Raw genomic sequence first — 25904 nt, 5'->3', positions numbered from 1 at the left:
CGTCATTGCGAGGAGCCAAAAGCGACGCGGCAATCCAGCAGCGCCGGAGCTGGATTGCTTCGCTACGCTCGCAATGACGAGCTGGCGCTCTCGGTTGAGGGGAGCTTAGAGTGATGCAGTGCGGTATGTGTAGAATGGAAATCGACGAGCGAGCATATCTCTGCCCCTATTGTCGTTCCGATACCGAATATGATCGGCAAGTCCTCGACATCTCCAGAATTTCCAAGCGTTATGTTTCGCCTTCCGAGGCTGAGCGTCGGCGCAAAGAGGGCGAAGATGCGCGTCGAAGAGCAGATCGAAGAGAACGCCTCAAGACCAGCATCGTCAATCGATTCACCCAGTTATTCCTTGCAACAGTATTCTTTGGGATCGGCTACCTTGTTCTTTCATCGCTATGACTGACCGAAAAACCCTAGGCCTCCGCGATCCGTCGGACTCACCCGAAGCTCCCGCGCTCAAGAAGAAGGGCCGTGGCTGGGAAATCTCCGACAAGCGGCTCGATGCGCTGCATGATCGCGCGCGCGAGATGAAGCGGTTCGCCAGCCCCGCGCACAAGGCGCTCGCCGAGCGGTTCGCTACTGCCGATCTTGGCCGATACACCTTCAAACGCTTCGCGGTGGTCGGCAGCGCGATTGTCGATTTCAATTGCCACAATCTCGGCATGGCCATCGTGATCGACGAGGAAGGCGATGACGAGGCGCTCAATCGCCGCCGTGACAAGAGCCTCGAAAGCGTCGGCATCCGCGTGATGCATCTGAAGGCCGCCGATATTCTCGAGAACATGGACGAGGTGCTCCAGCGCATCACCGCCGGAATGCGCCTGCGCATCGCCGACAGAGCCGAAGCGCGGCGTAAACATCAGGAAGAAAACCCGCGCCAGACGCGCCCCCGCTATGACCGTGACGGCAATGGGCCATCGCGGCGCGACAGGAATTGAAAATGCTCAAAATCGAAAACCTTCACGCCGAGATTGACGGCAAAGCGATCCTCAAAGGCCTCAGCCTCGAAGTGGCTGCGGGCGAAGTGCACGCGATTATGGGGCCGAACGGCGCGGGCAAGTCGACGCTGGCCTATGTGCTGGGCGGACGTCCGGGTTACGAGGTGACCGGCGGTAGCGTCACCTTCAACGGCGACAACCTGCTCGCCATGGAGCCGCATGAGCGCGCGGCGGCGGGGATGTTCCTCGGCTTCCAGTATCCGGTGGAGATTCCCGGCGTTTCCAACGTGCAATTCCTGCGCGAGGCCTTGAATTCGCAGCGCAAGGCGCGCGGGCAAGAGCCGCTGTCGGGCGGGGACTTTCTCAAGCTCGCCAAGGAAAAGGCGGCGCTGCTCAAGCTCGACATGGAAATGCTCAAGCGCAATGTGAATGTCGGCTTTTCGGGCGGCGAGAAGAAGCGCAACGAGATGGTACAGATGGGCATTCTCGATCCCCGCTTCGCCGTGCTCGACGAGACCGATAGCGGCCTCGATATCGATGCGCTGCGCGTGGTGGGTGAGGGGATCAACGCGATCATGCGCTCGCCCGACAAGGGCGTGCTGCTCATCACCCACTACCAGCGTCTGCTCGACGTGGTGCAGCCCGACAAGGTGAGCGTGCTCGCCAATGGCCGCATCGTGCAGACCGGCGGGCCGGAACTCGCGCTGCGGTTGGAAGAAGAAGGCTATGACGCGGTGATGGCTGATGCCTGAGGCCGCAACCCTCCCGCTCCCGACAACACGCGACGAGGACTGGCGCTATTCTGATAGCGCCTGGCTCGCCAGCGCTGATGCCGATGTCATTCACCGCTGGCGCGAACTCAGCGTGCCTGCGGGCGAAACGCGTCTGGAAACCGGCTTTCACGTTGAAAGCGACGGTCTACTCGATCGTCTACGCGTCCATGTCGGTGCGGGCGGGCGTTTCGAGGCGTTCAAAGTGCTCGCCGCAGGCCCGTTTGCGCGAGTGGAGATCGAGGTGACGCTGGAAGAAGGCGCGCATTTTGAATTTGGCGGCGTCACCATTGGCGGGGGCGACAAGGTGCAGGAATTTGTCACCCGCACGATCCACGCACACCCCAATGCCACCAGCAACCAGACGGTGCGCGCAGTGCAATGGGGCCGCTCGACGGGCAATTTCCTCGGCCGCATCGAAGTTGCACGCGATGCGCAGAAGACCGATGCGGCGCAGAACTTCCGTGCGATCCTGCTCAACAAGGGCGCGAGTGCGAACACCAAGCCCGAGCTCGAAATTTTCGCCGACGATGTGCAATGCGCGCATGGCGCGGCGATCGGCCAGCTCGACGAAATGGCGCGCTATTACATGGCGAGCCGGGGCATCGCGCCAGACGTCGCCAAGCGGCTGCTGATCCAGGCATTTATCGCCGATGCCTTTGTCGAACTGGGTGACGAAGCGATGCGCGCGCCGTTGCTGGAAAACGCGCTCGACCAGTTGGAGGACAGGCTGTGAAGCCCGCGCTATTCCTCGCCGTCGCCTGCCTTGGCCTTGCCGCCTGTACGACCACGCCCGATGCCGCGCCTGAAGCGGAGTATCTGCGCGTTCCGCCCCCGCCGCTTGGCGCGCAATCGCCCGCCGAGATGATTACCAACATCATTGGCCGCTATCCGGAAAGCATGGAAGGTGCGCCGACGCTGGACGTGCAAATGCGGCCTTTGGCGAGCGACCCGTCGCGCCTCGAAATGATTGGCGTGGCTGGACCGATGCTCGATGATTCGGTGCGCATGACGGGCTGGCGGGCGATCCTCGAACAGTCCGATAGCGGCTCCTGGCGCGTTACCGAACTTGGCGTGCGCTACAAGTGCTGGCGCTCGGATGACCCTGACCAATGGAGAGCGGCGCTGTGCCCGTAGCCGAAACCCTCTCGCGCAAGGCCGACTTCCCCGGCCTCGTCACCGCTGACGGTGCGCCGTGGTACTATCTCGATAGCGCCGCGACCGCGCAAAAGCCGCAAGCGGTGATCGACGCGATGAGCCGCGCCATGGGGGAAGACTACGCGACCGTGCATCGCGGCGTTTATTCGCGCTCGGCGGAAATGACGCTGGCCTATGAGGACGCGCGGCGAAAGGTTGCGCGGCTGCTCGGCGGGGCAGAAGGCGAAGTCGTGTTCACGCGCGGTGCGACCGAGGCGATCAATCTGGTTGCGTATAGCTATCCCCACAAAGGCCGCGTGTTGCTCAGCGAGCTGGAGCACCATTCCAACATCGTGCCGTGGCAGCTTGCGGGCTGGCAGGTCGATGTGTGTCCGCTCACCGACGACGGGCGGATCGATCTCGATGCCGCCGAGGCCATGCTCACCCCCGAGCACACAATGGTGAGCTTCGCCCACGTCTCCAACGTGCTCGGCTCAGTGCTCGATGCCAAGCGCGCCGCCGATCTGGCGCATTCGGTAGGCGCAAAGCTGCTGCTCGACGGGTGCCAGGCGGTGCCGCGCCTGCCAGTCGATGTCGCCGCGCTCGATTGCGACTTCTACGCTTTCAGCGCGCACAAACTCTACGGCCCGACCGGGATCGGCGCGCTGTGGGGCAGGGCGGAACTGCTCGAGGCGATGCCGCCATGGCAAGGCGGCGGCGCGATGATCGACCAGGTTGGCTTCGACCGCACTACCTATGCTCCTGCGCCGCAGCGTTTCGAGGCAGGCACGCCCGCGATTGTCGAAGCGATCGCGTTCGGCGCGGCGTGCGATTACGTTTCCGCCATCGGGCTGGACGCGATCCATGCGCATGAAGCACGGCTGGTCGCACAGACCCGCGCGGCGCTGGGCGCGATGAACGATGTGACGCTCTACGGGCCGGAAGACTCCGCCGGGATTGTCAGTTTCCTGATAGACGGTATTCATCCGCACGATCTCGGCACCATATTGGATGAAGAGAATGTCGCGATCCGCGCCGGCCACCACTGCGCGCAGCCGTTGATGGCGAAGCTGGGCATCACCGCCACCGCGCGCGCCAGTTTCGGGATTTACTCCGACGAAGACGATGTCGCCGCGCTTGTTCGCGGTATCGAACGCACCAAGAGGATTTTCGGCTGATGGACCACGTCAATGATTCCGGGCAAACTGACGAAATGACCAAGAAACCGCCGCGCGCCCGCGTCGAGGACGCGCCGCTGCCCGAAGAAACCGCTGGCGAAAAGCTGGAGCGCAAGCGCGACTATCTCGAAGGCTTTCTGGCGAAGAAGCCTGAAGGCGTTGCTCCTGGCGAACCGGGCGGCGAATTGCACCAGAGCGTGATCGACGCGCTGAAGGACATTTACGATCCGGAAATTCCGGTGAACATTTACGATCTCGGCCTGATCTACAATGTCGAGGTGTCGGACGAATCGGACGTGGTCGTCACCATGACGCTCACCACCCCGCATTGCCCGGTTGCCGAGACGATGCCGAACGAAATCGAAATGCGGGTGATGGGCCTTCCCGGCGTGCGCGATGCCGAAGTCGTGATCACCTGGGATCCGCCTTGGGATCCGTCCAAGATGAGCGATGAAGCGCGGCTCGAATTGGGGATGCTGTGATGACCGATACCAAAGCCCGCGCGCTGCCCGCCGCCGTCACGCTGACGCCCGCTGCCGAGCAGCGCGTGGCCGATCTGATGGCGAAGGCACCCGAAGATGCGATTGGCGTCAAACTCTCCACCCCGCGCCGGGGCTGTTCGGGCCTTGCCTATTCGGTCGATTACGTGACCGAAGAGGTGAAATTCGACGAGAAGATCGCAACGCCGGGCGGCACGTTCTACATCGACGGGGCGAGCGTCCTCTACCTTGTGGGAAGCGTGATGGACTGGGTGGAAGACGATTTCACCGCCGGTTTCGTGTTCGAGAACCCGAACGCCAAGGGCGCGTGTGGTTGCGGCGAAAGCTTTATGGTCTGACTCGCCTGCAGGCCCGCATTGCCGGGCATCTGGATTCGGGTGTGTTATTCTGCTAGGGCAGTGGAATGCCTTCGCCTGATTCCCACCCGCGCCCCAAGCGTTCTGACCGTCGCAACAGCTTTATTGAACGCGTGCTCGCCCGTTATCGTGGGGAGGATGTTGAGGGCAAAACCCGCCGCAACAGCCGCAAGCGCCCGCCCGGCATGGCGCCTGCGCTTGTCGAGCCGCCCAAAGGCCCGCTGCCGATGCAGGGCGGAGCCGCTGCGCGGTTAGAATTCGACCGAGGCTAAACCCGCCCCGCTTCCTCCGCCAGAAACTTCAACAATGCCTGATCGTAAGCATCGACCTTGCCGTTGACGGCGATCTGCGCGTCGAGCCAATCCTGTTCGCCGCCGGTGAGTTCTGCTTCGGCAGCAACGCGTTCCTCGCGGCTGGGGGCAGAAGTTTTGCGGCCAAACACCATGCCAAACACATTTGGCGTCGAGACAGCCATTTCGCCCATAAAGCGGCCAACGCTCGCCTTGTTGTCGGCGACGAAGGCTTCCAGCTCCAGCTTGCGCTCGCGGCTCAATTGCGCGCTCTCGCCGGCAAAGCCCATCAGGTAATTGCCCACGCCTTGCACGAACAAGCGCTTGAATTCGGGTGCATTGGCGGCGTGCTCGGTCGCGTCCTTGATGCGGAAAAGCATTTCCGCCTCGGCGCGGCTGACACCGGCGGGGCGATCGCCGCCCGAACCGAAAATCACCCGGCGGATGAGTTTGCACTCGGCTTCGGAGACGTGCGTATCCGACAATTCGCCGCCGCAGCGGGTCGGGCCGGTGCCGGTCATCACCGCGTCCTCGAGCACGCGCAGCACGAAGTCTTTGAGCACATCGGGCACGTTCTGTGCCTTCTCGATAATGCGGGTGAGCACTTCCAGCTCGGTCATCGAGCAGACTTTGCCATCGCGCTGCACCTGGTCGATCAGCCAGCGTGCTTCGGCCTCGCTGGCATAGCCGCGCGGTTCGCTGTTCTCGAGCACATAGTGCTGGATCGCCTCGACGAAGAAATCGCTCCATTCGCGGGAGTGTTCGCCAGCAACATTCTGCGCGGCGAAGACGGCTTCGGCCTCGGCGCGGGTCATCTTGCCGTCGGCCCAGCCGGCCTGCCGCATGGCGAGGATTTCTTCTGCAGAAACAGCGCCATCCTCGGCGGCGTGGCGGGCGATATCGGCGAAGTGGATGCTCATTTTCGACAAATTCCCCAATTGCGGGTGCTGATTTGCCGAATGCTATGCCGAAACAGCCTTAAATTCGCGTTACCTTGGCCCGCTCAGAGCGAAAGCGCCTGGATGCAGGCGAAGCGGTCCACGGCTGCGCCGTCCGAAGAGCGGCGCGCTTCGATCCACGTGGCAACCGGCTCCGCGCCGGGGCGCAGCGGGTAAAGGAAGATGTCGAGCACGCAGGCCTCGCCGCGGAATTGCAGCTTGCGCATATCGCCTTCGACCACGGTGAGGCGCGGCTCGCCAAAGCGGCGGATGAGTACGGGCGCTTCCTCGCGGATAATCCCGGCGAGCCCCGGCCCTTCCATGATCTGCGGCACCGGACGGCCCGCAACGGGTACCGGCTGCGGCAGCGCGCGGGTCGGCGGCACCTGCGTCTGCGTATCGGGGCGCGCGGGCGGCGGCGGGGCCTGCGTCTGCACCGGCGGCGGCGTGGTGGCGCAGGCGGCGAGAAGGCTGGCAGAAAGAAGCGGGACGAACAGTCGCATATTACTCGGGCAATGCTGTGCGCGGACGCGCATGGACAAGATGTGTCGCACTAGCGGCCCCCAGCACAGGCGCAAGGAAATTGGCGAAGGGCAGGGCGAGCAGTGCCGCAATCACGCCGCCCAGAGCGAAACGCTGGCCGCCGCCCACCGGTGCGCTCTCGCCCGCGTGTTGGCGGTGGCGCAGCCACACCATGTCCTGCAATTCGCGCCCCAACAGCACGGCATTGACGATCCAGAACACCGCGAACGTCCCCACACCGGTAAAGAGCAGCACCAGCGCAACCGGCGCGGCGAGCAGGTTGAACAGCAGTGCGCGGCCAGCGGCTTTCAGCGCATTTCCCAGCGCCTCCCCAAACGGCACATCGCGCGCGACGCTGGCGGCTTGCGGGTAGTGCTTGCGCTCCACCGCAACCACCACCTCGTCGGCAAAGAACTGGATCACCGCCATCGCTACGATGCGCCAGGTGAGCCACAGGCCGAGCAGGGCGAGCAGCAGCGACAGCGCCTCGCGTACACCTTCGGCTCCGGCAAAGGCGCTGTCCTCCAGCCCGCCCGAAGCCAGCGCCCAGTCGAGCGCGTACCAACCCGCAAATGCGACGATCACGAACACCACCAGCGTCACGAACAGGCTCTTGAGCAAGATGCGCAGCACCGCGCCGTCGAACAATTGTCCGAAGCCCAGCACCAGTGATTTCGCCAAACCGCCCATAGTGCTTGCGATTGCGCGCCCTTTTCGCCAAGTCAACGCCCGCACGGGCGCCGCCCGCCAGATATTCAGACTTTCAGGAGTTTTCATGACCGCACCCCGTTACGACGTGATCGCCATCGGCAATGCCGTGGTGGACGTGATTGCCTCTTGCGAAGACGAGCTGATCGAGGAACTCGGCCTCAATCGCGGCGGGATGACGCTGGTCGATGCCGAGGGCGCGACGACGCTCTATGCCGCGATGGGGCAGGCGCGCGAGGTTTCGGGCGGTTCGGCGGCGAACACGCTGGCGGGCGCAAGTATGCTCGGCCTGCAATGCGCCTTTGTAGGCCAGGTGTGCGACGACCAGCTGGGCGAGGTCTTCACCCACGATATGCGCGCCACCGGCATCGATTTCGACACGCCGCCTTTGCCCAAGGGCTCACCGCCCACCGGCCGCTGCCTGATTTTCGTGACGCCCGATGGCGAGCGCACGATGAACACTTTCCTCGGCGCGGGCCAGTCGCTCCCGGCAGAGGCTCTGGACGAAGAGCTGATCGCAAGCGGCGCGATCCTCTATCTCGAAGGCTATCTGTGGGACCCCGAAGAACCGCGCAAGGCGATGCGCCGCGCGATTGATGTGGCGAAGAAGGCGGGCCGCAAGGTCGCCTTCACCGCCAGCGAAAGCTTCGTGATCGACCGCCACGGCGACGATTTCCGCGCCATGATCGACGATGGCGTGATCGACATCCTGTTCGTGAATGAAAGCGAGCTGGCAACGCTGACGGGCGAAGATGATTTCGACACCGGGCTGGCCGCCGTGGCAGGCAAAGTCCCCGTGCTGGTCGCCACCCGCAGCGCCAAGGGTGCGGTTTGCGTGGCGAATGGCGAACGTTTTGAAGTAGCCGCCGAACCGATCGACAAGGTCGTCGACACCACCGGCGCGGGCGACCAATTCGCAGCGGGTTTCCTCAGCGGCCACGCCAAGGGCGAGCCTATCGAGGCGTGCCTGAAGCGCGGCGCGGTCGCAGCGGCAGAAGTCATCAGCCACTACGGCCCGCGGCCCGAGGTGGATATGAAAGCGCTGATGGCGGAGAAGTTGGGCTAAGGCACAAGCAAAGCTGGGACGCAAGCCGCTTCAGCTCCTGACTCTCCAACCCAATTTTCGCAAAGGGAATCTTTTTCGCGACCATCTCCCAGCACCTTCCGTAGCTGAACACACTGGGGACACGTTTGCTCCATTCCAAAACCGGGAGATGCTTGTGAAACTGCCCATTGCCACCGCGCCAATCTTCGCAGCTTTGGTCTGCGCTTCCGCAGCGAGTGCGCAGGAGGCTTCGCCATTCTTGTCGCTTGATGATAGCGCGCAAGAGGCCGCTGTGTTTTTTCCGGGTGATGTTTCCCGCTCCGACACGCCGCAATGGGATGTTGCCTTCACCCCCGACGGCCAGACCGTATTCTATTCCACCGACGCGCCACGCCAGATCATGATGCAGCGCTGGCTGGGTGAAAGCTGGTCTCCCCCTGTGCCAGCATTGGCGATGGATGGCATTGTTCATGGGGGAGCGTCGGTAAGCCCCGATGGCCGGTATCTCTATTTCAGCGCTTCCGCCGAAGGGGAAAAGCGAGACCTCTACCGTCAGGATCTTATCGATAGTGCGGCCACCCCTCAGCGGCTTACCATGACGCCGGATTATGGCGAGATTTCGGTGTCACTTGCCGTCGATGGCACCGGCTTCATGTGGACGGACACAAAGCGGGACGGCTCTCCCGGAATTGGTTTCTATGCCGTGCGCATTGAAGGCGATGCCTTGGAGATCGTATCCGACTGGTCAGATTTGCAAAACGGCGACACTTCTGGCGAGAATTCTCCATATATCGATCCCGCCGGACGCTTCATTCTTTTTGCCAATTACGACATTACGCCCAGCACATCGGAAGACCTTTTTCTCAGTGAATTGCGCGACGGCATACCCCTGCCACCCGTCTCGTTGGGATCGCGGGTGAACACTCCGGCAAGCGATTCCAATCCCACCATTTCCCACGATGGTCGCTTCCTCCTTTTCGCCTCCAACCGCGCAAACGCGGAAACCCCTACCGGAGAGTACCAGCTCTACATCATCCCGACATCTGCGGTTCCGGTTCTGAATGCTGTGCTTCAAACGGAGACGCCGACAGCGGCGCTCAATCTCACCCCGCCGGTAGGGCCAATAGTTACGAGCGACCAGATCACCATTCGTGATGGGGTCGATTACCTTGGCGAGGACGCAACGCCTTTCACAGGCACTGTAGAAGATCGTTACCCCAGCGGAGCGATGCAGCGGCGCAAGCATCTGGTAAACGGGAGAACCCAAGGCGTCTGGATCGAATGGTATGAAAGCGGTGTGCCGAGCTTCTATTCCGAATGGAACGGTGGCAGGGCGCATGGCACATGGATATACTTCCACCCTACAGGCGAGATTTCGGAACGCGCCTTTGCCCGCGATGACGTCTGGGTCGAGGTGTCCGAAGGCTGGAGCGCCACTGGTGAGCAAACATATCAGGCTGTGTTCCGTAACGGCATACAGACATCGGTGATGCGCGCACCAGCGAACGACTGATCAGCCATTTTGAGCCGAGCCTAACCCCGCTCCAACTCGCGCCAACCAATATCCCGCCGCACAAAGCCACTAGGGAAGTCCACCTCGTCCACAGCAGTATAGGCGCGGTCGCGGGCTTCTTGCACATCGGCGCCCAAAGCCGTGACGTTCAGCACCCGCCCGCCATTCGCCACCAGCTGGCCGCCCTCCAGCTTGGTGCCTGCGTGGAAGACTTTCACATCGTCGCTTTCGGCCACGCCTGACAGGTCAATCGCGCCGCCTTTTTCGGGCTCGCCCGGATAGCCCTTTGCCGCCATCACCACGGTCATCGCAGTGGCATCGTCGAAGCGCGGTTCCATCAGCTCGCCCAAAGTGCCGTGGGCGCAGGCCATCATGTAATCGACCAGATCGCTTTCCAGCCGCATCATCAGCACCTGGCATTCGGGATCGCCGAAGCGGGCATTGTATTCGACCAGTTTGACGCCCTCATCGGTCAGCATCAGGCCCGCATAAAGCACCCCGCAATAGGGTGTGCCATCCAGCCGCATCTGCCGCACGGTGGGGAAGATGATGCGCTCCAGCGTTTCGGCGACCAGTTCCTCGGTCATCACGCGGGCGGGCGAGTAGGCGCCCATGCCGCCGGTATTGGGGCCGGTATCGCCATCGCCCACGCGCTTGTGATCCTGCGCGGTGCCGAAGGGGACGACATTTGTTCCGTCGGTCAGCGCGAAGAAACTCGCTTCCTCGCCATGCATGAATTCCTCGATGACGACTTCCGCGCCCGCCTCGCCGAATTTGCCGCCGAACATATCTTCGAGCGCTTCTTCGGCGTGTTCGGCAACTTCCGCAATCACCACGCCCTTGCCCGCTGCGAGGCCGTCTGCCTTCAGCACGAAGGGCGGAGCGAAAGTCGAGAGCGCGGCCTTCGCCTGTTCGAGCGTCGTGCAGCGTACATAGCCTGCGGTGGGGATGCCTGCGCGGTCACACAATTCCTTGGTAAAAGCCTTGGAGCCTTCCAATTGCGCCGCTTCCTTCGAGGGGCCGAACACCGGCACGCCTGCATCGCGCAAACTGTCCGCCAGCCCGTCTACCAGCGGCGCTTCGGGGCCGATCACGACCAGGCCGACATCGTGCTTTTTGGTGAAAGCGATCACCTCGTCATGCCTCTTCGCATCGACCAGAGCGATCCGCGCCACGCTTTCCATTCCCGGATTTCCGGGGGATACGTAAAGCGTGCCGCCTTCGCTTTCGATGGCCTTGGATTGCGCCAGCTTCCAGCACAGGGCATGTTCGCGGCCACCCGAACCGAGGACAAGGATATTCATGGCGAGCGAGCCTCCCTTTGGCGATGACGCGAATGGCGGACTGGTAGCGGTGTCGCGCAGCGGCGACAATGCCGAGCCGCTGACCATTACCGAGATTTCGCAGGCGCTCAAACGCACGGTGGAAGACCGCTTCGGCTTCGTCCGGTTGCGCGGTGAGTTGTCGGGGGTGAAGCGGGCGGCGTCGGGCCATCTCTATATGAGCCTGAAAGACGAGAGCGCTGTGCTCGATGCGGTGATGTGGCGCGGGCAGGCCGACCGGCTGCCCTTCCGCCCTGAAGACGGGCTGGAAGTGGTCGCATCGGGCAAGCTGACGACTTTCCCAGGGCGCTCGAAATACCAGATCGTTGTCGAGCGGATGGAGATTGCGGGCGAGGGCGCGCTGCTTGCTCTGCTGGAGAAGAACCGCAAACTGTTCGAGGCGGAGGGACTGTTCGCCAATGTCCGCCGCCTGCCCTTTGCGCCCCGTGTGATTGGCGTTGTGACGTCACCCACGGGCGCGGTGATCCGCGATATCCTCCACCGGCTAGAAGACCGCTTCCCGACGCACGTGCTGGTGTGGCCGGTGCTGGTGCAGGGCAATGGCGCAGCGGAGCAGGTGGCGGCTGCGGTGCGCGGTTTTGGTGCGCTCGAAAAGGGCGGGGCTATTCCAAGGCCCGATCTGCTGATCGTTGCGCGCGGCGGCGGATCGATTGAAGACCTGTGGGCCTTCAACGAGGAGCCCGTCGTGCGCGCGGTCGCCGAATCGCCGATCCCCGTGATCAGCGCGGTGGGGCACGAGACCGACACGACTTTGTGCGATTTCGCCGCCGACAAGCGCGCGCCCACGCCCACGGCTGCGGCCGAGATGGCGGTGCCGGTGCTGCGCGAGCTCGCCGCCACGGTGGACGATCTCGCCCTGCGCCAGCGCAAGGTCGTGCTGCGCCCGGTCGAGCTAGGGCGCGAACGGCTCGCCGCGCGGGCGCAGCGTCTGCCCGGTGCCGAGCAATTGCTGCAACCCCATGCCCAAAGGCTCGACGATCTGGGCGAGCGGTTGCGGCGTGGGCTGGTCGACCGGGCGGCCAAGGGGCGCGAGCGGCTGGCGCAGGCGCGGCTTTCGCCCGCTATCCTGCGCGGCACTCTGCGCGCGGCGGCGCAACGGTTGCAGGGCGTTCGGCTGACCCCCGCGCTCGTCCAACGTCCCCTCGCCGAGCGCCAGCAGCGGCTGGGCGCTCTCGCGCGGCTGGCGGAGCAGCTGCATCCCGAAAAGCCGCTCAGCCGGGGCTATGCGATGGTGCTCGATAGCGCGGGCAACGCGATTACCAGCGCGGAGAGGGCCGGCCAGGAACGCCTGTTGGCGATCAAATTCGCCGATGGGCAGGTGAACGCCGTCCCCTCGGACACGCCGCGGAGTCCCAAGCGCGCAGCAAAACCCGCCAAACCGCCCGCCGATAGCGGCCAGCCCAAATTGCTTTGACGCGCACAAGGCATTACAAGCAGTGCCATGTTGATGAACTCGTCAGAAAATGCCGCCACGCTGATGTATGGCCCCAATGGCTTCCGCGTGATCAAGCCCGGCCACTTCGTCCTCTGCGCCGCCAGCGGCGTGCCAGTTCCGCTGGACGAGCTGCGTTATTGGAGCGTCGAGCTGCAAGAGCCCTATGCTACGGCAGAACTCAGCACCAAGCGGGCGCTGGAAGAGCTGTGATAGCACGGATTTGCGGGATCGCCGCGCTGCTTGCCGGGTGTGCGGTGGTGCCTCCGGCAGACGCGGCGCGGCAAGCAGACCAAGCGCCCCCCGTGGCAAGTGCGACACCCACACCCACACCCACACCCACACCTACACCGGCACCGGCACCGCCTCCCGCCGAACCCATCCGCGCCGATTTCACCTATGCGGGCGAGCTAACCCAAGGCGGCTGGATTCGCGGCACTGTGCCCAGCAATACGGTCAGCGCGCGGCTGGGTGATCAGGATGTGGCTTTCGACGAGGAAGGCCGCTTCTTTGCTGCGTTCGACCGCGATGCGGGCACCACCGCACAATTGGTCGCGATTCTCGCCAATGGCGACACGGTCAACGCGATCATCCCGGTCAGCCCGCGCGCTTGGGAGCTGGAGCATGTGAACACCGCTTTGCGCCCCGGCGGCGGGTCGAGCGCGGATTTCCAGCGCCGTCGCCAGCCCGAGCTCGACGCGATCTGGAATGCGCGCACTGCCAATATGCCCGCGACCGGCTGGCAGGAGGACTGGATCTGGCCGGTGACCGGGCGCATCTCGGGACGGTTCGGTTCGCAGCGCATCTATCGCGGGGAGCCAGGGAGCTATCACTCAGGCCTCGACATCGCTCGACCGACCGGCACCGAATTCGTCGCGCCTGCTTCGGGCGTGGTGACGCTGGCGACCGTCGCTCCCTTCAGCGTCGAAGGCAATCTGCTGATCATCGATCACGGACAAGGACTTAACAGCGCTTTCCTGCATCTGTCGCGCATCGATGTGGCCGAGGGGGACCGCGTGGTGCAGGGGCAGACGCTGGGCGCCATCGGCACGACCGGTCGATCGACCGGGCCGCATCTGCACTGGAGCATCAAGTGGCATCTGGCGCGGCTCGATCCACTGCTGTTTGTCGGGCCTATGCCCTGACCTTGCTGCGTGTTAGCGGGCGCGCGATGCTTTCGCTGCTCCGCCCCATTTCCAGCAGTCGCAAACGCCGCCTGATCGCCGGACTTGTGCTCGCCTTGGCAGCCGCGCCCGGGACTTTCGTGCGAACCGCGATGCCAGACCGGCATATCGAGCAGATCGACATTGCGGCGGTCGATGATCTCCCCGAATTGTCGGAGGTCTCCGGCTTCACCCGCGAAGGGGTGTGGCAGCTGACCAGTCCGAACATTGATTTTGGTGGTATTTCGGCCTTGTTTGCACTGCCCGAAGAAGGCCTGTTCCGCGCCTTTTCCGATCGCGGCGTAATGCTGACATTCCCCCTGCCCGGCCGAACAGGCGCGACCCGGATTGAACGGCTTCCGCATCGCGGCAATCTGGAGGATTTCGTCACCGATATCGAAGCCGCGACGCAGGACCCCGCGAGCGGCGATTTCTGGCTCGCTTTCGAGGGCAGCAATGCCGTGGCGCGTTACTCTTCGCGCGATGTGTTGATGTGGCAACGCGTGCCGGAGGAATGGGCGGATTGGCGCGCCAATTCCGGCCCCGAAGCGATGTTGCGGCTGGCGGACGGGCGCTTCCTCGTGCTGCCCGAAGTGCAGCGCAATGGTGTGCTCCATACAGGCGATCCCGCGCGGGAGGGCGAATCGGTGACTTTTGCTTTCACCACGCCCGATGATTACGCGCCCACCGATATGGCTGCGCTGCCCGATGGCCGCGTGCTGGTGCTGCTGCGCGATACCGCGCTCGCCATCCCGCCTTTCACCGCCGCGCTCGGCATTTTCGATCCGGCGGATATCGCCGAAGACGACGTGTTGGAAATCGCGCCAATGCTCGTTCTCGACGTGATCATTCCGCGCGAGAATTATGAAGGGCTCACGGTCGAGGAAAACGCCGACGGCTCGCTCACCCTCTGGATCATCGCTGACGACAATATCGCCAGCTTCCAGCGAACTTTGCTGGCAAAGCTGCGCTGGACGCCCGAATCGCGGTGACCGCGCACACGAAAAAGCGCGCAGAGAGCAATCCCTGCGCGCTTTTCAAAGCGCTCAAGCACTCAAATAGCTTAGGCAGCGTCCGCCGCAACAGCCTTCTTCAGCTCGCGCTTCACCTTGAGCGCGCGCGAAGACAGCTTTTCGTCACGGGTCTTGAGCAGCCAGTTGTCGAGACCGCCATTGTGCTCCACCGAGCGCAGGCCATTGGTCGACACGCGGAACTTGTACGCCCGGTCCAGCTTTTCGCTCAGCAGGGTAACGTTCTGCAGGTTGGGGAGGAAGACACGCTTGGTCTTGTTGTTGGCGTGGCTCACATTGTGGCCGACCTGACGGCCCTTGCCGGTAAGTTCGCAAATGCGCGACATGGCGAAATCTCTCGTTCGAAACGGTTGTTGGGTACAGCACTATGCTGGGAAAGGCGCGCACATATAGCGGGGGTGGAGATTCGTCAAGCGAACAGCTAGCTCTGTCGCAATGACCCGCTGGCCCCTTTCCGAGCATATGCAGCGCGCGCTCGCTCTGGCGGAGGAGGCCGCGCGTGCGGGCGAAGTGCCCGTGGGCGCGGTTGTGGTCAAGGATGGGGTGGTGGTGGGTGAAGGCTACAACCTCACCCGCACCCGCCTCGATCCGACCGCCCATGCTGAAGTGGAAGCGATTCGCGCTGCCGCGAAGGCGCTGGGCGACGAACGCCTGACCGGTTGCGACCTCTATGTAACGCTGGAGCCCTGCGCGATGTGCGCCGGCGCGATCAGCCACGCGCGAATCGCCCGCCTCTATTACGGTGCAAGCGACCCCAAAGGCGGCGCGGTCGATCACGGGGCGAGAGTGTTCGCACAGGAACAATGCCTGCATGCGCCGGAAGTGTATTCGGGCATGGGCGAGGTGGCGGCAGGCGAGTTGCTACGCGGGTTTTTTCGGGAGCGGCGGTGAAAACAGAAACGCAATGACTCAAGACTGAGTTCAATCGGTCGCTTGATTCTCATCAAGATGCGGATAGCATTCCCGGTTCGTATAGGCTTCCAGATAGCTGCGTTCCCAACACCGCTCCATCGCCCGCACAACGCGGATGTTGGGCGGCCACTCTTCCCCTTCTTCGAGTGCGATGCCCGAACCTTCAGGCACAGGTGTAGCGGCCAGCGATTCCAGTGCGGAGTTAAACAATTCCCTGTCCCGGACAAGGAAGAAAATCGTCGCGTCGACATAGTGGTTGAAGCCGGTTTCTGCATTGATAATCGGCGATTTGTACGAAATCTGGAATAGCTCGACAGCTTCCATCGTCTGTCCTGCGAATGCCCGCATCTGACCTTCGTGCAAGAAGAGTGTGGAACGGTTGGAGCGGTTTACATACCGCCATTCCCGTATCAGCTCCGCCGCTTCGATGTAGCAGCCTTCATTTGCAAGCGCTCTCCACCCGCCGTTTGGATCCTGATCAAATATCTGGAAATCGAGCGCAAGCATCGCGTCGCGATCGTAAGCGCAATTGGGGTCAGCGGCCTCGATGGCGGCCATCGGCGTCGCAGCCGTGAGCAGGAGCGATAAGAGCATGAGCCAGTATAGCTGCTGAAGGCAAATGAAGCAATTTCACGCCCTTGATATCGCCATTCCCGCTCCGGTCGAAAGCCAGTTTTTTGGTTCACACGAAGTCACAAAGACACGAAGAGGTCAGTGCTCCTTCGCGCCGGACGCGTTTTGATTGAATTCGCGCAGAGTTCGCAGAGGCCACAGAGAAGGGGGTGATCCATGCTACCCTCTGCGATCTTTGCGTTCTCTGCGCGAAAAATGTTTATGCGGCTGCGCCGCTTGGTGACGAAACCTCTTCGTGTCTTTGTGGCTTTGCGTGAACCCCTTCAAACTTCATCGAAGGGAGCCTTGCCCCGCATCGCGTGCGGGGTGACGAAGGGGCTAGATATCGCGCTGCACCCGTGAGCTGCCAGCTTCCACCGCCATCCGCGCCGCAGTGCTGATCTCGCCGTCGCGGGTCGATACGCGGTCGACCACGCGGTATTCGGTCAGCCATCGCTCGGGCGTCACATCGCACACTACGAAGCCGCGCTGGGCGTTGTGCCATTTCAATTGCGCATTCTCTGCCGCGATGCGGGTCGTGTCGGCGCGGGCGACTTCGCCGTCGCCGTTGGACGTGATCGAGGTGGTGACGAACTCTGCCGCCAAGGGTTCCGCGCCGGGGTTCTGCCCGTCAATATGCAGCTCGCCCGCATAATTCTGGTGCTCGTCCCCGGTCAGCACGATGGGGTTGGCGGCGTGACGATCCAGTGCTTCCAGTATCCGCTGGCGGGGGGAGCGGTAGCCGCCCCAGCTATCGGGGTTCACCACCAGCCCTTCCCCCGGCATGCGGTCGAGATCCATCACCATGATCTGCTGCGCCAGCACCTGCCAGGTGGCGCGGCTTTCGCGCAGGTTCCGCTCCAGCCAGTCGCTTTGCTGCTGGCCCAGCACCTCGGCCTCGCGTCGCGTAACTTCTGCACAATCAAGGGTCCAACTGTCATCGCAAGGCTGATCGCTGCGGTATTGCCGCGTGTCGAGCAGGTTCAGATCAAGCAGATTGCCGTATTTCGCCTGCCGGTAGAGCTGCATCCGCGGGCCGGTGGGCAGCGAGGACGCGCGCAGCGGCATATTCTCGTAATAGGCCTGCATCGCCGATTGCTGGCGCAGGCGGAAAACAGCCGGAGTGGTGCCGTCCTCGTCGTTATCACCAACCCAGTTGTTGTCGATCTCGTGGTCGTCCCAGGTGACGAACCACGGCGCGGCGGCGTGGGCGGCCTGCAAATCGGCGTCCATTTTGTATTGCGCGTAGCGGCGGCGATAGTCGTCCAGCGTGTAGGTTTCATCGCCCAGATGCTGGCGCGGATTTTCGATCGGGCCGCGCGGCGAATTCCAGATGCGGCGGGCGCGCCCTTCGTAAATATAGTCGCCATAGCAAAAGATGAAATCGGGCTCGGTCTGTGCCAGATGGCGGTGCGCCGTGTAAAAGCCTTGCTCGTAATCCTGGCATCCGGCCACGCCGAAGCGCAGCCGCTCGACCGGTGCGCCAAAGGCAGGCGCGGTGACCGAGCGGCCATGCGCCGAACGCTCTCCGCCGGCGATAAAGCGGTACCAATAGGGGCGGCCGGGCTCCAGCCCGCCGACTTCGACATGGACGCTATGGCCCAGTTCGGGATGCGCGACGGCGGTGCCCTGCTGCACGATCTCGCGCATATTGCCTGCCGTGCCGATTTCCCAGCGCACTTCCACCGCGGCGGCGGGCATTCCGTAGCCCTGTTCGAGCGGGCGCGGGGAAAGGCGCGTCCAGATAACGAAACCATCGGGCGTGGCTTCTCCCGAGGCAACGCCGAGCTGGAACGGGTAATCGGCGAAGGCGACTTGCGCGAGGATCGGCTTGGAGAGCGTAAGGCCGAACAGGCCGACGGCGCTCGCTCCGAAGCCGCGCAAGAGGTTGCGGCGATTGAGTTCGAGGCGGCGGAGGAGAAGGTCTTGGCTCATGGGGCGTCTCTTGAAAGGAATGCGGCTGCTTGTGCGCGAATTGTTGCGAGAGGTTTACACGGCCAAAGTCTGGTAGCGACACGCTAAAGGCCGCGCCAGATGCGCACCTCCTCGTCATCATCGGGGCCATAGCGTTGACGGTTGCAGGCCTGCGGCATGAAGTCCTCGCCATAGCAGAGCCGCATTTCCCTGAGCCAGCCGCGCTCGTTCACCACCAGCCCGACATCCTCCGCCTCCCAATAGGGATTGGCGTCGGCAAAGGTCTGGCGGATGTCCCCGGCGGTGAGATCGCGCTGGCGGCTGAGGCGGTCGAAATCGGGCCAGCGCAGGCTGTCCCACAGGATTTGCGTGATGCGCAAATACGCGCCGGGATCGGGCGTCATGCAGGCACCGTGCTTGAACCACTGGCGCGAGACCAGCGCCGGGTCGGGGGACATGCACATGGCCTGCGCCATTTCCAGCGGCGAAGGTTCTCGCCGTGTGGGGCACCATTGCGGCCAGCTGTTGCCGGGGCCGTTGGGCCAAAGCCCGTGGACGACAAAGGCGAAACGCCCCGCGCGGCCCGAACACTGGCGCGCATGGCGCGGTTCGTCATCGCGGAAGCGGCAGAATTCGGGACTCCAGCTGAGCGCAAGCGTGTAACCGGTGACGCGCATTTCGCGCACCGGCCCGTCGCGCTCTATCGCGGGGACGCTTATCGGCCCTTGCGGAATGGTGCATTGGTACGCCTGCGCGGCGGCGGGGGTTGAGAGCAAGGCAACAGCAAGGGCAAAACCCGAAGCCGCGCCGCGCATCATCCGGCCCTGCCCGCAAACCACGCTTTCGCATCAGGCCGGAACAGGAAGGACACGGCAATCGCCTTCAGCAGCACGGTGATAAGACCGGTAATGCTGACCGAGACCATGCTCATGCTGAGCCCGACCACCAGCGTGCCGAGCGAATAGAGCACAAGCGCGACAATCACCCATTTGACCCAACCCATCCGCAGCCGCGACGCGAGCAGCCACAGGATAAGGTTGAAGGCGAGCGCGATCCCGGCGCTGGCGAGCACGATACCGCCCGAATACTGCTCCAGCCCGCTGCCTGCCATCTGGCTTTCCAGCATCCGCATCTGCGCATCGTAATTGAGCAATCCGCTCGCGAGGCCGATGCCGATGGCGGCGATGTAGAACAAATCGAATTTGCGCAGCGATTCGGGCCGCATGATGTTTCCCCTGAAACGGAGTGACCCTGATGGCAGATGGCTAGAGCGGGGTAAAGTCGAGCCCGATATCGGCGGCGGGCGCGCTTTGCGTAAGGCGGCCGACCGAGACGTAGTTTACGCCGGTTGCCGCCTTGGCCTTGATCGTGTCGAGATTGATTCCGCCGCTCGCCTCGGTCGGCACGCGGCCCGCCACCAGCGCCACGGCTTCGCGCAAGGTGTCGGGCGCCATATTGTCGAGCAGCAGGCGGGTTGCTCCGGCGGCAAGCGCGGGTTCGATCTGGTCGATCTGGTCGACTTCGCAGATGATGTCCTTCACCCCCGCCTCACGCGCACGCCGTACCGCTTCGCCGACATTGCCAGCAACGAGCACGTGGTTATCCTTGATCATCGCCGCGTCCCACAAGCCCATCCGGTGATTGGCCGCGCCGCCCATGCGCACGGCGTATTTTTCCAGATGCCGCAGGCCGGGAATGGTCTTGCGCGTATCGAGCAGGGTGCATTGCGGATTATCCATCGCATCGACATAGGCGCGCACCATCGTCGCAATACCCGAGAGATGCTGCACGGTGTTGAGCGCGCTGCGTTCCGCCGTCAGCATGGCGCGGGCATTGCCGGTGAGGCGCATCAGATCGCTGCCGGCGGGCACGCGGTCGCCATCCTCAACCAGCCGCTCGATCACAATACCGGGATCGAGCGCGCGGAAGAAGGCTTCGGCAACCGGCAGCCCCGCCACGGTGATCGCATCGCGGCTGTCCATCACGCCGGAGAAACGCGCGTCCGCGGGAATGACGCTCTCGCTCGTCACGTCGCGCCCGCCGCCGGGCAGCCCTTCGCCAAGATCTTCGGCGAGGGTGTTTGCGACAAATGCCGCGAGATCGAAGCCGTCGATTTGGAAGGTCAAAACCCTACTCCCGTTCGCCCTGAGTCTTTCGAAGGGCTGCACTTCACTTTTTGAGCACCGCGCTCAGAGGAAAAACAATCCTTCGACAAGCTCAGGATGAGCGGTGTTTGAGAGTCACGCTAATGCACAAACCGCGCCACAACATCGCGGTAACTGCGCGAGACTTTGACTTCCGCGCCCGAGGTCAGCACCAGAAAGCATTCGCCATTGGTGTGCGGTTTCACCTGCCGTACCTGGTCGAGATTGACGATGGCGCTGCGGTGCACGCGCTGGAAGTTCTTGGGATCGAGCCGCCGTTCCAGATCCTTCATCGTTTCGCGCAAGATCAGCGAATTGTCGCCGGTATAAATGCACATATAATCGCCCGCCGCCTCGACATATTCGATGGTGTCGACATCGACGCGGAAGATCTTGCCGCGATCCTTCACATTGATCATTTTCTCGTAACGGCCCGCGCTTTCATCGGGTTCGCCCATGTCTTCGAGGCTCTCGGGGCTGACTTCGGCGAGCACTTCCTTGAGCTTTTCGGCTTCCTCGGCAGAGCGCTTTTCGGCCAGCCGCTCACGCACCCGCTCGATGGTGTCGGCGAGCTTGTCCTCGTCCACCGGCTTCATCAGGTAATTGACCGCATTGGCCTCAAAGGCGCGGATCGCGTGTTCCTGAAAGGCGGTGACGAAAACGATCAGCGGCGGATCGATATCCATCACACCTTTGACTACCGAAAAGCCGTCAAAACCGGGCATCTGGATATCGAGAAAAACCAGATCGGGTTTCAGAGTCTTGATCGCGCGGATCGCCTCGCGGCCATTGGCGCAGGTTTCGATGATTTCGATATCTTCATACGGCGCGAGGCGGAGTTGCAGGCCTTGGACAGCAAGTTTTTCGTCATCGACGAGGATGGTGCGTATGGTCATGCGGGGGCTCCGGTTGGGGGTTGGCCGAACGATTGGGGGGCAGCCGCTGGCGATGGTGGTGCCGACGCCGGAGCCGCGATTGCGGGCTGCGGCGTTGGCGTGGGTGTGGCGGCATTGGGAAGCGCGCTCTGCACTTCCTCGAACGGCTCGTAGGGGATTTCGATGATGACGGTAAAGCCGCCATCGGGCGGGGTTTCGATATCGAAGCGGTGATCCTCGCCATAGGCCTGTTGCAGCCGCTCGACGATATTGGCGAGGCCAACGCCGGTGGAGGTCTGCTTGCGCTTGACCGCTTCCGCGGGGGTCTGCTGCCCTTGCAGGCCGGGGCCGGTATCGCTCACCGTCAGCCGCAGGCGACCGGCGATGACGATGGCCGACAGGCTGATGCGCGCGCCTTCCTCTTGCGCGGAGACGCCGTATTTGATGGCGTTTTCCACCAGCGGTTGCAGCAGGAAGGACGGGATCGTGCCCTTGGCCGCATCATTCTCCACCCGGAATTCGGTGCGCAGTTTCTCCTCGAACCGCATCCGTTCGATATCGAGATACAGCTGCAGCGTCTCGACTTCCTGCGCCACCGTAACCTTCGCCCCCGGCTCGGTGATCAGCGTGTGTCGCAGAAAGCTGGAGAGCTTGGTCAGCATCTTGTTGGCCGGCTCGGTTTGCTGGAGCAGCACCAGCGTGCTGATCGAATTCAGCGTATTGAACAGGAAATGCGGGTGCAGCTGGTAGCGCAGCATGGCGAGCTGCGCGCTGGTGGCCTGCGCTTCCAGCTTGTCCGCGCGGTCCATCTGCTCTTCCACCTGGAGGAAGAAATTGATCGCGTAATACAGGGCTGACCATGCGGCGAGCAGCGTCATGTCGATATAGAACACGCCCAGCATCAGCTGCGCGAAACTCGCCTCGCTGCCGCCCTGGTACACGTCGATCGTCCACGCGCTGATAAAGGCCGACACGCCCACCGCGAAAGCGAGGACGATTGCGGTCGTGCTCCAGGTCACCAGCGGGTTGAGGTTGATGAGACGGTTGTAAATGACCGAGAGCACCGTGCTTATCGAGAAGCCGGTGATCGTGAAAATCAGCACCAGAATGAGGAAATCAAACCCGCGCTCGTTCGCCAGCGAGGTGGCCGCGCGCAGCAACAGCGCGCCGCCCCAGCCGATCAGCTGCAACCGCCAGAAGGCGCGGTTCTTGTCCTTGAAAAAGGGCGTGGGTTGGAAGGGCAGCATGGCCATGCCGCCTTTCTTAGCCGATGTCGGCGTTGTCGTCAGACCGATTTGCATCAGCGGCGCTCCCGCTCCGGTATCTTGCCTTATAATTCGCGCGCTTCGGCGATGGCCTCTGCCAGCACCTCCACACCGACCGCGCCGTTGAACACCTCGTCGCCAATGATGAAGGCAGGCGTTCCAGAGAGGCGCAGCGATTGGCCGAGGAATACATTATTCTGCAAGTGTGTCTGGAATGTGCCCGCGTCAATGGCGGCGCGCGCGGCATCAAGATCAACACCGGCACTTTGTGCAGCGGCGGCAATGGCTTCCTCGCTCAACCCGTCGGCGGCGAACATGGCGTTGTGGAAGGCTTCGAACTTGCCCTGCTGCGCGGCGGCGAGCGCCATACGCGCGGCATCGGCGCTTTCGGCCGACAGCACCGGATATTCGCGCAGCACGACGCGCAGATCGGGATTGTCGGCAATCAGCGCGTTCACATCCGCGAGGCTCTGGCGGCAGAAGCCGCAGGCGTAATCGCTGAACTCGATGAGCGTGATGGTGCCTTCGGGATTGCCGAGCACCGCGCCGGGGAAAGGCTCGGTCAATTCGGCGCGCAAGGGCGCAATCCGCTCGGCAGTATCGCGGCGCTGCAATTCGGCCATGGCTTCGGGCAGCACTTCGGGATTGGCCATCAGATAATCGCGCGTGTGATCATCGCCCAGCCCGCTGAGGCTGAAGGCAGCCGCTCCGGCAAAACCGGCGACAAGGGCGACAAGGGCAGTAATAATCCAGCGCATGGGTGTTCGCCTAGTTGCGATCCGCCAGCCGTTCAAGCTGCGCGCGGGCCTGCAATTGCACATCCTGCGCGCGGATCCAGTCTGGCGAGCCGACCGGCAGCGCCTGTTCCGCCGCACTCGCATTCATCAGCGCACCTTGCGGATTGCCCGAAAGGATTTGCTGTTCGGCGCTGGCGAGCCGCGCGCGCGGCGTGTCGCCCAGCAATTGGTAGACCGCGCCCAATTGGTACCAGGCGAAGGGATTTTCGCGGTCACGTCCCAAAGCCGCGCGCAACACGCGCTCGGCCTCGGGCAGATTGGCGCGATCATCGGTCGCCAGCAGCGCGTGGCCGAGCATACTGGCAATGAGCGGTGTCGACTGGGTGAGGCGCGTGGCCTCGCGCAAAGGCGGCAAAGCCTCGTTCACGCGGCCCGATTCGAGCAGCACCTGTCCTTTGAGTTCGAGGAAATAGGGGTTCTGCGGCTCCAGCGCGAGCAGCGCGTCCACTTCCGCCAGAGATTGCTCCATCAGCGCGTCGCGGTGATAGGCATAGGCGCGGGCATAGCGCGCGGCCACATCGGTGCGTTCTACGGGATAGGCGGTGAGCACCCGCTCGGGCGGGGCGAGGTAGCCGTAAAGCTTTGCCTGCACGCGCACGAAGCGTTCCTGAAGAACGGGATCGGTCGGCGTGTCCCACGCCGGATCGACGATGTAATCCTCCTGCAGACGGGCGATGCGGTTGCCCGAAAGCGGGTGGGTGCGGCCATATTCGCGGTCATTGTCCTGACTGATGCCGCGGCGGAATTCCATATTCTCCAGCCGTTCGAAAAAGCGCAAGGATCCGCGCCCGCTAATGCCGGCTTCGGAAAGGTAGCGCGCGCCCGCGGCATCGGCGCTGGCTTCCTGCGTGCGGCTGAAGGCGAGGAAGCTGCCAACCGCTGCCTGTTGGCCTGCGGCGAGAATGCCCATCGCCGCTTCGCCGCCGCCTGCAAAGGCTGCTGCTGCGGCCAGCAGGGCTGAGAGCAGCGTTATGCGCGTTGCATTTCCCGCGCCTTCGGAAAAACGGTTGATATGACCGCCGGTGATGTGTCCTAGCTCATGCGCCAGCACGCCTTGCACTTCGCCTGCATCCTCGGCTTCGAGTAGCAGACCAGAATAGATATAAACGCGCTGCCCGCCGGCGACGAAGGCGTTGATCGTCGTATCACCCAGCAGCACGACATCGACCGCGCCTTCGCCCAGCCCGGCGGCTTCGGCGAGCGGATCGATCATGTCCTGCAGAAGCGCTTCGGTTTCTGCATCGCGCAGCACGTTTAGCGACTGCGCCTGTGCCGCCAGCGGCTGGGTGACCATCGCCATCGCCGCCAGCAGCGCAAGAAGGCGGGCGAGGATGCGCAAGGGGATGCGCAAGGGGATTCGGGCGGATGCGGGGGCGAGTGTCTGCATGGGCGGGGCCGAACCTAGCGCGCCGGGCGCTGAACGGGAACTTAAGATTGCGCCAAGCAGCAGGATTTACGCGCCATCCGCAGGAATTGCCGCCAGCGAGTGATCCAGCGCGAAGCCTTGCGCGTTGGAGAAATCCCTCCCCGTCCAGAAAGGAATGCGCAGTGCATCGAGCGCGGCCTGCGCCTCCTCCTCTATGGCGGTGAAAGGCGCACGGGCGGCGCGGCGGAGGAGGACGGCGGCGATCCTGCCCGGATGGTTTTGCGCGGCATCGGCAAAGGCGGGCAGATCGCCCTGCGTATCATCGCCCACCAGCACGAAGCGCAAGTCCGGGTGCATGGTGATGATATCGTCAATGGCATTGCTCTTGTGCGAGCCATGGCTGCTCTTGCCCAATGTCTGCCGGCTAAGCCCCCAATCGCGCAGAGCAAGCGGGCCGAGCGGCAGGTTGTGCAGCTGCTTGTAAGCGAGCAAGTATGAGTAGAGGTTCCACGGGCTCGACGAGACATAGAAAACCGGTCGCTGCGTGCCTGAATGCGCCGTCTCGCCTGCCAAACCGCGAAAAAACGCCGCCGCGCCTGCCACCGCTTCGCGCTCATGCGGCAGATGCGCGACCACGCGCCGTAGATTGCGTGCTAGGTTGGCGAGGCCGCCGGTAATGCCGCTTTCGATCACCGTGTCGTCAATGTCCGAAATGATGGCGAGCCCGCCTGATGCGCGCGGGGCGAGCACCTGGGCGGCGATGGACTGGGCGCCGCCTTCATTCTCCCAATGCAGCTCCACATTATCCCAGCGCTGGGTATCGGGCAGCGGCCATGGCGCATCGAGCGCGAGGTCGAATTGCGCAAAGCCTTCGGCATCGGTGCTTACTCTGGCCTCGGCGATCAACGCATCGCCATTTTGCGCGCTAAGCCTTACGGGCAGGCCCGCAACTTCGCGGCTGGCAAATTCGCCGAGCATGATGCGCAGCGCCTGCCAGCGTGAAGCAGGATCAAAGCGGGCAGGCGGCGAGCTTAAAGCGCGCGCGCCCAGCACCAGCCGGGTCGCGCTGCGATGGCCAAAAAAGGGTTGCAGCCGTGTGGCGATTTTCGATGCAAAGACCATGAGCAGCCATAAAGCAGGCTGCGCGCGGGCTATC

31 protein-coding genes are annotated in these 25904 nt (G+C 63.2%); 16 read left to right on the top strand and 15 right to left on the bottom strand.

Annotated elements, in window-relative coordinates:
* Positions 1-134 precede the first annotated feature (134 nt).
* From ACS0VV_RS14050 to ACS0VV_RS14010, 9 genes are all read left to right on the top strand, one after another.
* Complete coding sequence (locus ACS0VV_RS14050; RefSeq protein WP_483533314.1) at positions 135-398, top strand: hypothetical protein; 264 nt, start codon at positions 135-137, stop codon at positions 396-398.
* Entirely contained in the window at positions 395-937 is a 543-nt protein-coding gene (locus tag ACS0VV_RS14045) for an endonuclease domain-containing protein (RefSeq protein ID WP_483533313.1), read from the top strand. The genes ACS0VV_RS14050 and ACS0VV_RS14045 overlap by 4 nt, the downstream gene beginning before the upstream one ends.
* A gap of 2 nt (positions 938-939) precedes the next feature.
* A complete protein-coding gene (sufC, locus tag ACS0VV_RS14040) occupies positions 940-1689 on the top strand; it encodes a Fe-S cluster assembly ATPase SufC (RefSeq protein ID WP_483533312.1) in 750 nt (249 codons plus the stop codon).
* Positions 1682-2443: a SufD family Fe-S cluster assembly protein gene (locus tag ACS0VV_RS14035; RefSeq protein ID WP_483533311.1), complete on the top strand. Its 762-nt coding sequence runs from the start codon at positions 1682-1684 to the stop codon at positions 2441-2443. The genes sufC and ACS0VV_RS14035 overlap by 8 nt, the downstream gene beginning before the upstream one ends.
* The gene (locus ACS0VV_RS14030) at positions 2440-2844 is read left to right on the top strand and encodes a hypothetical protein (protein ID WP_483533310.1); all 405 of its coding nucleotides are present in this window, start codon (positions 2440-2442) and stop codon (positions 2842-2844) included. Before ACS0VV_RS14035 ends, ACS0VV_RS14030 begins: the two co-directional genes overlap by 4 nt.
* Complete coding sequence (locus ACS0VV_RS14025) at positions 2820-4022, top strand: aminotransferase class V-fold PLP-dependent enzyme (RefSeq protein WP_483533309.1); 1203 nt, start codon at positions 2820-2822, stop codon at positions 4020-4022. Before ACS0VV_RS14030 ends, ACS0VV_RS14025 begins: the two co-directional genes overlap by 25 nt.
* A complete protein-coding gene (locus ACS0VV_RS14020) occupies positions 4022-4504 on the top strand; it encodes an SUF system Fe-S cluster assembly protein (RefSeq protein ID WP_483533308.1) in 483 nt (160 codons plus the stop codon). The genes ACS0VV_RS14025 and ACS0VV_RS14020 overlap by 1 nt, the downstream gene beginning before the upstream one ends.
* Positions 4504-4860, top strand: coding sequence for a HesB/IscA family protein (locus ACS0VV_RS14015; RefSeq protein WP_483533307.1), 357 nt, complete (start codon positions 4504-4506; stop codon positions 4858-4860). The genes ACS0VV_RS14020 and ACS0VV_RS14015 overlap by 1 nt, the downstream gene beginning before the upstream one ends.
* Before the next feature lie 65 nt (positions 4861-4925).
* Positions 4926-5150 (top strand): hypothetical protein, encoded by a 225-nt coding sequence (locus ACS0VV_RS14010; RefSeq protein ID WP_483533306.1) that lies wholly within the window; start codon positions 4926-4928, stop codon positions 5148-5150.
* Here the strand turns inward: ACS0VV_RS14010 and ACS0VV_RS14005 are convergent.
* The 3 genes from ACS0VV_RS14005 to ACS0VV_RS13995 all read right to left on the bottom strand — a co-directional run bounded on the left by ACS0VV_RS14005 (position 5147) and on the right by ACS0VV_RS13995 (position 7318).
* A complete protein-coding gene (locus ACS0VV_RS14005; RefSeq protein ID WP_483533305.1) occupies positions 5147-6088 on the bottom strand; it encodes a hypothetical protein in 942 nt (313 codons plus the stop codon). The genes ACS0VV_RS14010 and ACS0VV_RS14005 overlap by 4 nt on opposite strands.
* A gap of 83 nt (positions 6089-6171) precedes the next feature.
* Positions 6172-6609 (bottom strand): hypothetical protein, encoded by a 438-nt coding sequence (locus ACS0VV_RS14000; RefSeq protein WP_483533304.1) that lies wholly within the window; start codon positions 6607-6609, stop codon positions 6172-6174.
* A gap of 1 nt (position 6610) precedes the next feature.
* The gene (locus ACS0VV_RS13995) at positions 6611-7318 is read right to left on the bottom strand and encodes an EI24 domain-containing protein (RefSeq protein ID WP_483533560.1); all 708 of its coding nucleotides are present in this window, start codon (positions 7316-7318) and stop codon (positions 6611-6613) included.
* An 85-nt stretch (positions 7319-7403) separates the two neighbouring features.
* On the opposite strand from ACS0VV_RS13995, the gene ACS0VV_RS13990 reads away from it, so the two are divergent.
* Positions 7404-8402, top strand: coding sequence for an adenosine kinase (locus tag ACS0VV_RS13990; protein WP_483533303.1), 999 nt, complete (start codon positions 7404-7406; stop codon positions 8400-8402).
* Between the two features lie 154 nt (positions 8403-8556).
* Positions 8557-9894 (top strand): hypothetical protein, encoded by a 1338-nt coding sequence (locus tag ACS0VV_RS13985; RefSeq protein ID WP_483533302.1) that lies wholly within the window; start codon positions 8557-8559, stop codon positions 9892-9894.
* Between the two features lie 20 nt (positions 9895-9914).
* Here ACS0VV_RS13985 and purD read toward each other — a convergent pair whose 3' ends face one another.
* Positions 9915-11198 (bottom strand): phosphoribosylamine--glycine ligase, encoded by a 1284-nt coding sequence (purD, locus tag ACS0VV_RS13980; RefSeq protein ID WP_483533301.1) that lies wholly within the window; start codon positions 11196-11198, stop codon positions 9915-9917.
* Here purD and xseA point away from each other — a divergent pair.
* Genes xseA through ACS0VV_RS13960 form a run of 4 tightly spaced genes read left to right on the top strand, consistent with a single transcriptional unit; the run spans position 11197 to position 14824 of the window.
* On the top strand, positions 11197-12651 hold the full coding sequence (xseA, locus tag ACS0VV_RS13975) for an exodeoxyribonuclease VII large subunit (protein ID WP_483533300.1): 1455 nt from the start codon (positions 11197-11199) through the stop codon (positions 12649-12651). The genes purD and xseA overlap by 2 nt on opposite strands.
* A gap of 33 nt (positions 12652-12684) precedes the next feature.
* The gene (locus ACS0VV_RS13970) at positions 12685-12882 is read left to right on the top strand and encodes a DUF2093 domain-containing protein (protein ID WP_483533299.1); all 198 of its coding nucleotides are present in this window, start codon (positions 12685-12687) and stop codon (positions 12880-12882) included.
* Positions 12879-13814, top strand: a complete 936-nt coding sequence (locus tag ACS0VV_RS13965; protein ID WP_483533298.1) for a M23 family metallopeptidase — start codon at positions 12879-12881, stop codon at positions 13812-13814. The genes ACS0VV_RS13970 and ACS0VV_RS13965 overlap by 4 nt, the downstream gene beginning before the upstream one ends.
* Positions 13815-13840: 26 nt before the next feature.
* The gene (locus ACS0VV_RS13960) at positions 13841-14824 is read left to right on the top strand and encodes an esterase-like activity of phytase family protein (protein WP_483533297.1); all 984 of its coding nucleotides are present in this window, start codon (positions 13841-13843) and stop codon (positions 14822-14824) included.
* 71 nt (positions 14825-14895) lie between these two features.
* On the opposite strand, the gene rpmB is transcribed toward ACS0VV_RS13960, so the two are convergent.
* Complete coding sequence (rpmB, locus tag ACS0VV_RS13955; RefSeq protein WP_483533296.1) at positions 14896-15189, bottom strand: 50S ribosomal protein L28; 294 nt, start codon at positions 15187-15189, stop codon at positions 14896-14898.
* 109 nt (positions 15190-15298) lie between these two features.
* On the opposite strand from rpmB, the gene ACS0VV_RS13950 reads away from it, so the two are divergent.
* On the top strand, positions 15299-15754 hold the full coding sequence (locus tag ACS0VV_RS13950) for a nucleoside deaminase (RefSeq protein WP_483533295.1): 456 nt from the start codon (positions 15299-15301) through the stop codon (positions 15752-15754).
* 30 nt (positions 15755-15784) lie between these two features.
* On the opposite strand, the gene ACS0VV_RS13945 is transcribed toward ACS0VV_RS13950, so the two are convergent.
* The 10 genes from ACS0VV_RS13945 to ACS0VV_RS13900 form a co-directional block, all read right to left on the bottom strand.
* On the bottom strand, positions 15785-16333 hold the full coding sequence (locus ACS0VV_RS13945; protein ID WP_483533294.1) for a hypothetical protein: 549 nt from the start codon (positions 16331-16333) through the stop codon (positions 15785-15787).
* A gap of 393 nt (positions 16334-16726) precedes the next feature.
* Complete coding sequence (locus ACS0VV_RS13940; protein ID WP_483533293.1) at positions 16727-18322, bottom strand: alkaline phosphatase D family protein; 1596 nt, start codon at positions 18320-18322, stop codon at positions 16727-16729.
* A gap of 83 nt (positions 18323-18405) precedes the next feature.
* Positions 18406-19140 carry a ribonuclease T2 family protein gene (locus ACS0VV_RS13935; RefSeq protein ID WP_483533292.1) on the bottom strand — a complete coding sequence of 245 codons (735 nt, stop codon included), beginning with the start codon at positions 19138-19140 and terminating at the stop codon, positions 18406-18408.
* The gene (locus tag ACS0VV_RS13930) at positions 19116-19526 is read right to left on the bottom strand and encodes a hypothetical protein (protein ID WP_483533291.1); all 411 of its coding nucleotides are present in this window, start codon (positions 19524-19526) and stop codon (positions 19116-19118) included. The genes ACS0VV_RS13935 and ACS0VV_RS13930 overlap by 25 nt, the downstream gene beginning before the upstream one ends.
* A 40-nt stretch (positions 19527-19566) precedes the next feature.
* Complete coding sequence (nadC, locus tag ACS0VV_RS13925) at positions 19567-20427, bottom strand: carboxylating nicotinate-nucleotide diphosphorylase (RefSeq protein ID WP_483533290.1); 861 nt, start codon at positions 20425-20427, stop codon at positions 19567-19569.
* Between the two features lie 119 nt (positions 20428-20546).
* Complete coding sequence (locus ACS0VV_RS13920; protein ID WP_483533289.1) at positions 20547-21341, bottom strand: LytR/AlgR family response regulator transcription factor; 795 nt, start codon at positions 21339-21341, stop codon at positions 20547-20549.
* Positions 21338-22573, bottom strand: coding sequence for a sensor histidine kinase (locus tag ACS0VV_RS13915; RefSeq protein WP_483533559.1), 1236 nt, complete (start codon positions 22571-22573; stop codon positions 21338-21340). The genes ACS0VV_RS13920 and ACS0VV_RS13915 overlap by 4 nt, the downstream gene beginning before the upstream one ends.
* A 77-nt stretch (positions 22574-22650) precedes the next feature.
* Positions 22651-23343, bottom strand: a complete 693-nt coding sequence (locus tag ACS0VV_RS13910) for a DsbA family protein (RefSeq protein ID WP_483533288.1) — start codon at positions 23341-23343, stop codon at positions 22651-22653.
* A 10-nt stretch (positions 23344-23353) separates the two neighbouring features.
* Positions 23354-24769 carry a M48 family metalloprotease gene (locus ACS0VV_RS13905; protein WP_483533287.1) on the bottom strand — a complete coding sequence of 472 codons (1416 nt, stop codon included), beginning with the start codon at positions 24767-24769 and terminating at the stop codon, positions 23354-23356.
* A 66-nt stretch (positions 24770-24835) separates the two neighbouring features.
* Positions 24836-25870, bottom strand: a complete 1035-nt coding sequence (locus ACS0VV_RS13900) for a phosphatase domain-containing protein (protein ID WP_483533286.1) — start codon at positions 25868-25870, stop codon at positions 24836-24838.
* Positions 25871-25904: the final 34 nt, after the last annotated feature.

The organism is Aurantiacibacter sp. KMU-128 (assembly GCF_056933515.1).
This window is presented reverse-complemented; position numbering and strand designations above follow the sequence as displayed.

What these genes read in the sequence shown, in the direction of transcription:
- ACS0VV_RS14050 (WP_483533314.1), top strand. Translation starts at nt 135, where the DNA reads ATGGAAATCGACGAGCGAGCATATCTCTGCCCCTATTGTCGTTCCGAT.
- ACS0VV_RS14045 (WP_483533313.1), top strand. Translation starts at nt 395, where the DNA reads ATGACTGACCGAAAAACCCTAGGCCTCCGCGATCCGTCGGACTCACCC.
- sufC (WP_483533312.1), top strand. Translation starts at nt 940, where the DNA reads ATGCTCAAAATCGAAAACCTTCACGCCGAGATTGACGGCAAAGCGATC.
- ACS0VV_RS14035 (WP_483533311.1), top strand. Translation starts at nt 1,682, where the DNA reads ATGCCTGAGGCCGCAACCCTCCCGCTCCCGACAACACGCGACGAGGAC.
- ACS0VV_RS14025 (WP_483533309.1), top strand. Translation starts at nt 2,820, where the DNA reads ATGGAGAGCGGCGCTGTGCCCGTAGCCGAAACCCTCTCGCGCAAGGCC.
- ACS0VV_RS14020 (WP_483533308.1), top strand. Translation starts at nt 4,022, where the DNA reads ATGGACCACGTCAATGATTCCGGGCAAACTGACGAAATGACCAAGAAA.
- ACS0VV_RS14015 (WP_483533307.1), top strand. Translation starts at nt 4,504, where the DNA reads ATGACCGATACCAAAGCCCGCGCGCTGCCCGCCGCCGTCACGCTGACG.
- ACS0VV_RS14010 (WP_483533306.1), top strand. Translation starts at nt 4,926, where the DNA reads ATGCCTTCGCCTGATTCCCACCCGCGCCCCAAGCGTTCTGACCGTCGC.
- ACS0VV_RS14005 (WP_483533305.1), bottom strand. Translation starts at nt 6,088, where the DNA reads ATGAGCATCCACTTCGCCGATATCGCCCGCCACGCCGCCGAGGATGGC.
- ACS0VV_RS14000 (WP_483533304.1), bottom strand. Translation starts at nt 6,609, where the DNA reads ATGCGACTGTTCGTCCCGCTTCTTTCTGCCAGCCTTCTCGCCGCCTGC.
- ACS0VV_RS13995 (WP_483533560.1), bottom strand. Translation starts at nt 7,318, where the DNA reads ATGGGCGGTTTGGCGAAATCACTGGTGCTGGGCTTCGGACAATTGTTC.
- ACS0VV_RS13990 (WP_483533303.1), top strand. Translation starts at nt 7,404, where the DNA reads ATGACCGCACCCCGTTACGACGTGATCGCCATCGGCAATGCCGTGGTG.
- xseA (WP_483533300.1), top strand. Translation starts at nt 11,197, where the DNA reads ATGGCGAGCGAGCCTCCCTTTGGCGATGACGCGAATGGCGGACTGGTA.
- purD (WP_483533301.1), bottom strand. Translation starts at nt 11,198, where the DNA reads ATGAATATCCTTGTCCTCGGTTCGGGTGGCCGCGAACATGCCCTGTGC.
- ACS0VV_RS13970 (WP_483533299.1), top strand. Translation starts at nt 12,685, where the DNA reads ATGAACTCGTCAGAAAATGCCGCCACGCTGATGTATGGCCCCAATGGC.
- ACS0VV_RS13960 (WP_483533297.1), top strand. Translation starts at nt 13,841, where the DNA reads ATGCTTTCGCTGCTCCGCCCCATTTCCAGCAGTCGCAAACGCCGCCTG.
- rpmB (WP_483533296.1), bottom strand. Translation starts at nt 15,189, where the DNA reads ATGTCGCGCATTTGCGAACTTACCGGCAAGGGCCGTCAGGTCGGCCAC.
- ACS0VV_RS13950 (WP_483533295.1), top strand. Translation starts at nt 15,299, where the DNA reads ATGACCCGCTGGCCCCTTTCCGAGCATATGCAGCGCGCGCTCGCTCTG.
- ACS0VV_RS13945 (WP_483533294.1), bottom strand. Translation starts at nt 16,333, where the DNA reads ATGGCCGCCATCGAGGCCGCTGACCCCAATTGCGCTTACGATCGCGAC.
- ACS0VV_RS13940 (WP_483533293.1), bottom strand. Translation starts at nt 18,322, where the DNA reads ATGAGCCAAGACCTTCTCCTCCGCCGCCTCGAACTCAATCGCCGCAAC.
- ACS0VV_RS13930 (WP_483533291.1), bottom strand. Translation starts at nt 19,526, where the DNA reads ATGCGGCCCGAATCGCTGCGCAAATTCGATTTGTTCTACATCGCCGCC.
- ACS0VV_RS13920 (WP_483533289.1), bottom strand. Translation starts at nt 21,341, where the DNA reads ATGACCATACGCACCATCCTCGTCGATGACGAAAAACTTGCTGTCCAA.
- ACS0VV_RS13915 (WP_483533559.1), bottom strand. Translation starts at nt 22,573, where the DNA reads ATGGCCATGCTGCCCTTCCAACCCACGCCCTTTTTCAAGGACAAGAAC.
- ACS0VV_RS13910 (WP_483533288.1), bottom strand. Translation starts at nt 23,343, where the DNA reads ATGCGCTGGATTATTACTGCCCTTGTCGCCCTTGTCGCCGGTTTTGCC.
- ACS0VV_RS13905 (WP_483533287.1), bottom strand. Translation starts at nt 24,769, where the DNA reads ATGCAGACACTCGCCCCCGCATCCGCCCGAATCCCCTTGCGCATCCCC.
- ACS0VV_RS13900 (WP_483533286.1), bottom strand. Translation starts at nt 25,870, where the DNA reads ATGGTCTTTGCATCGAAAATCGCCACACGGCTGCAACCCTTTTTTGGC.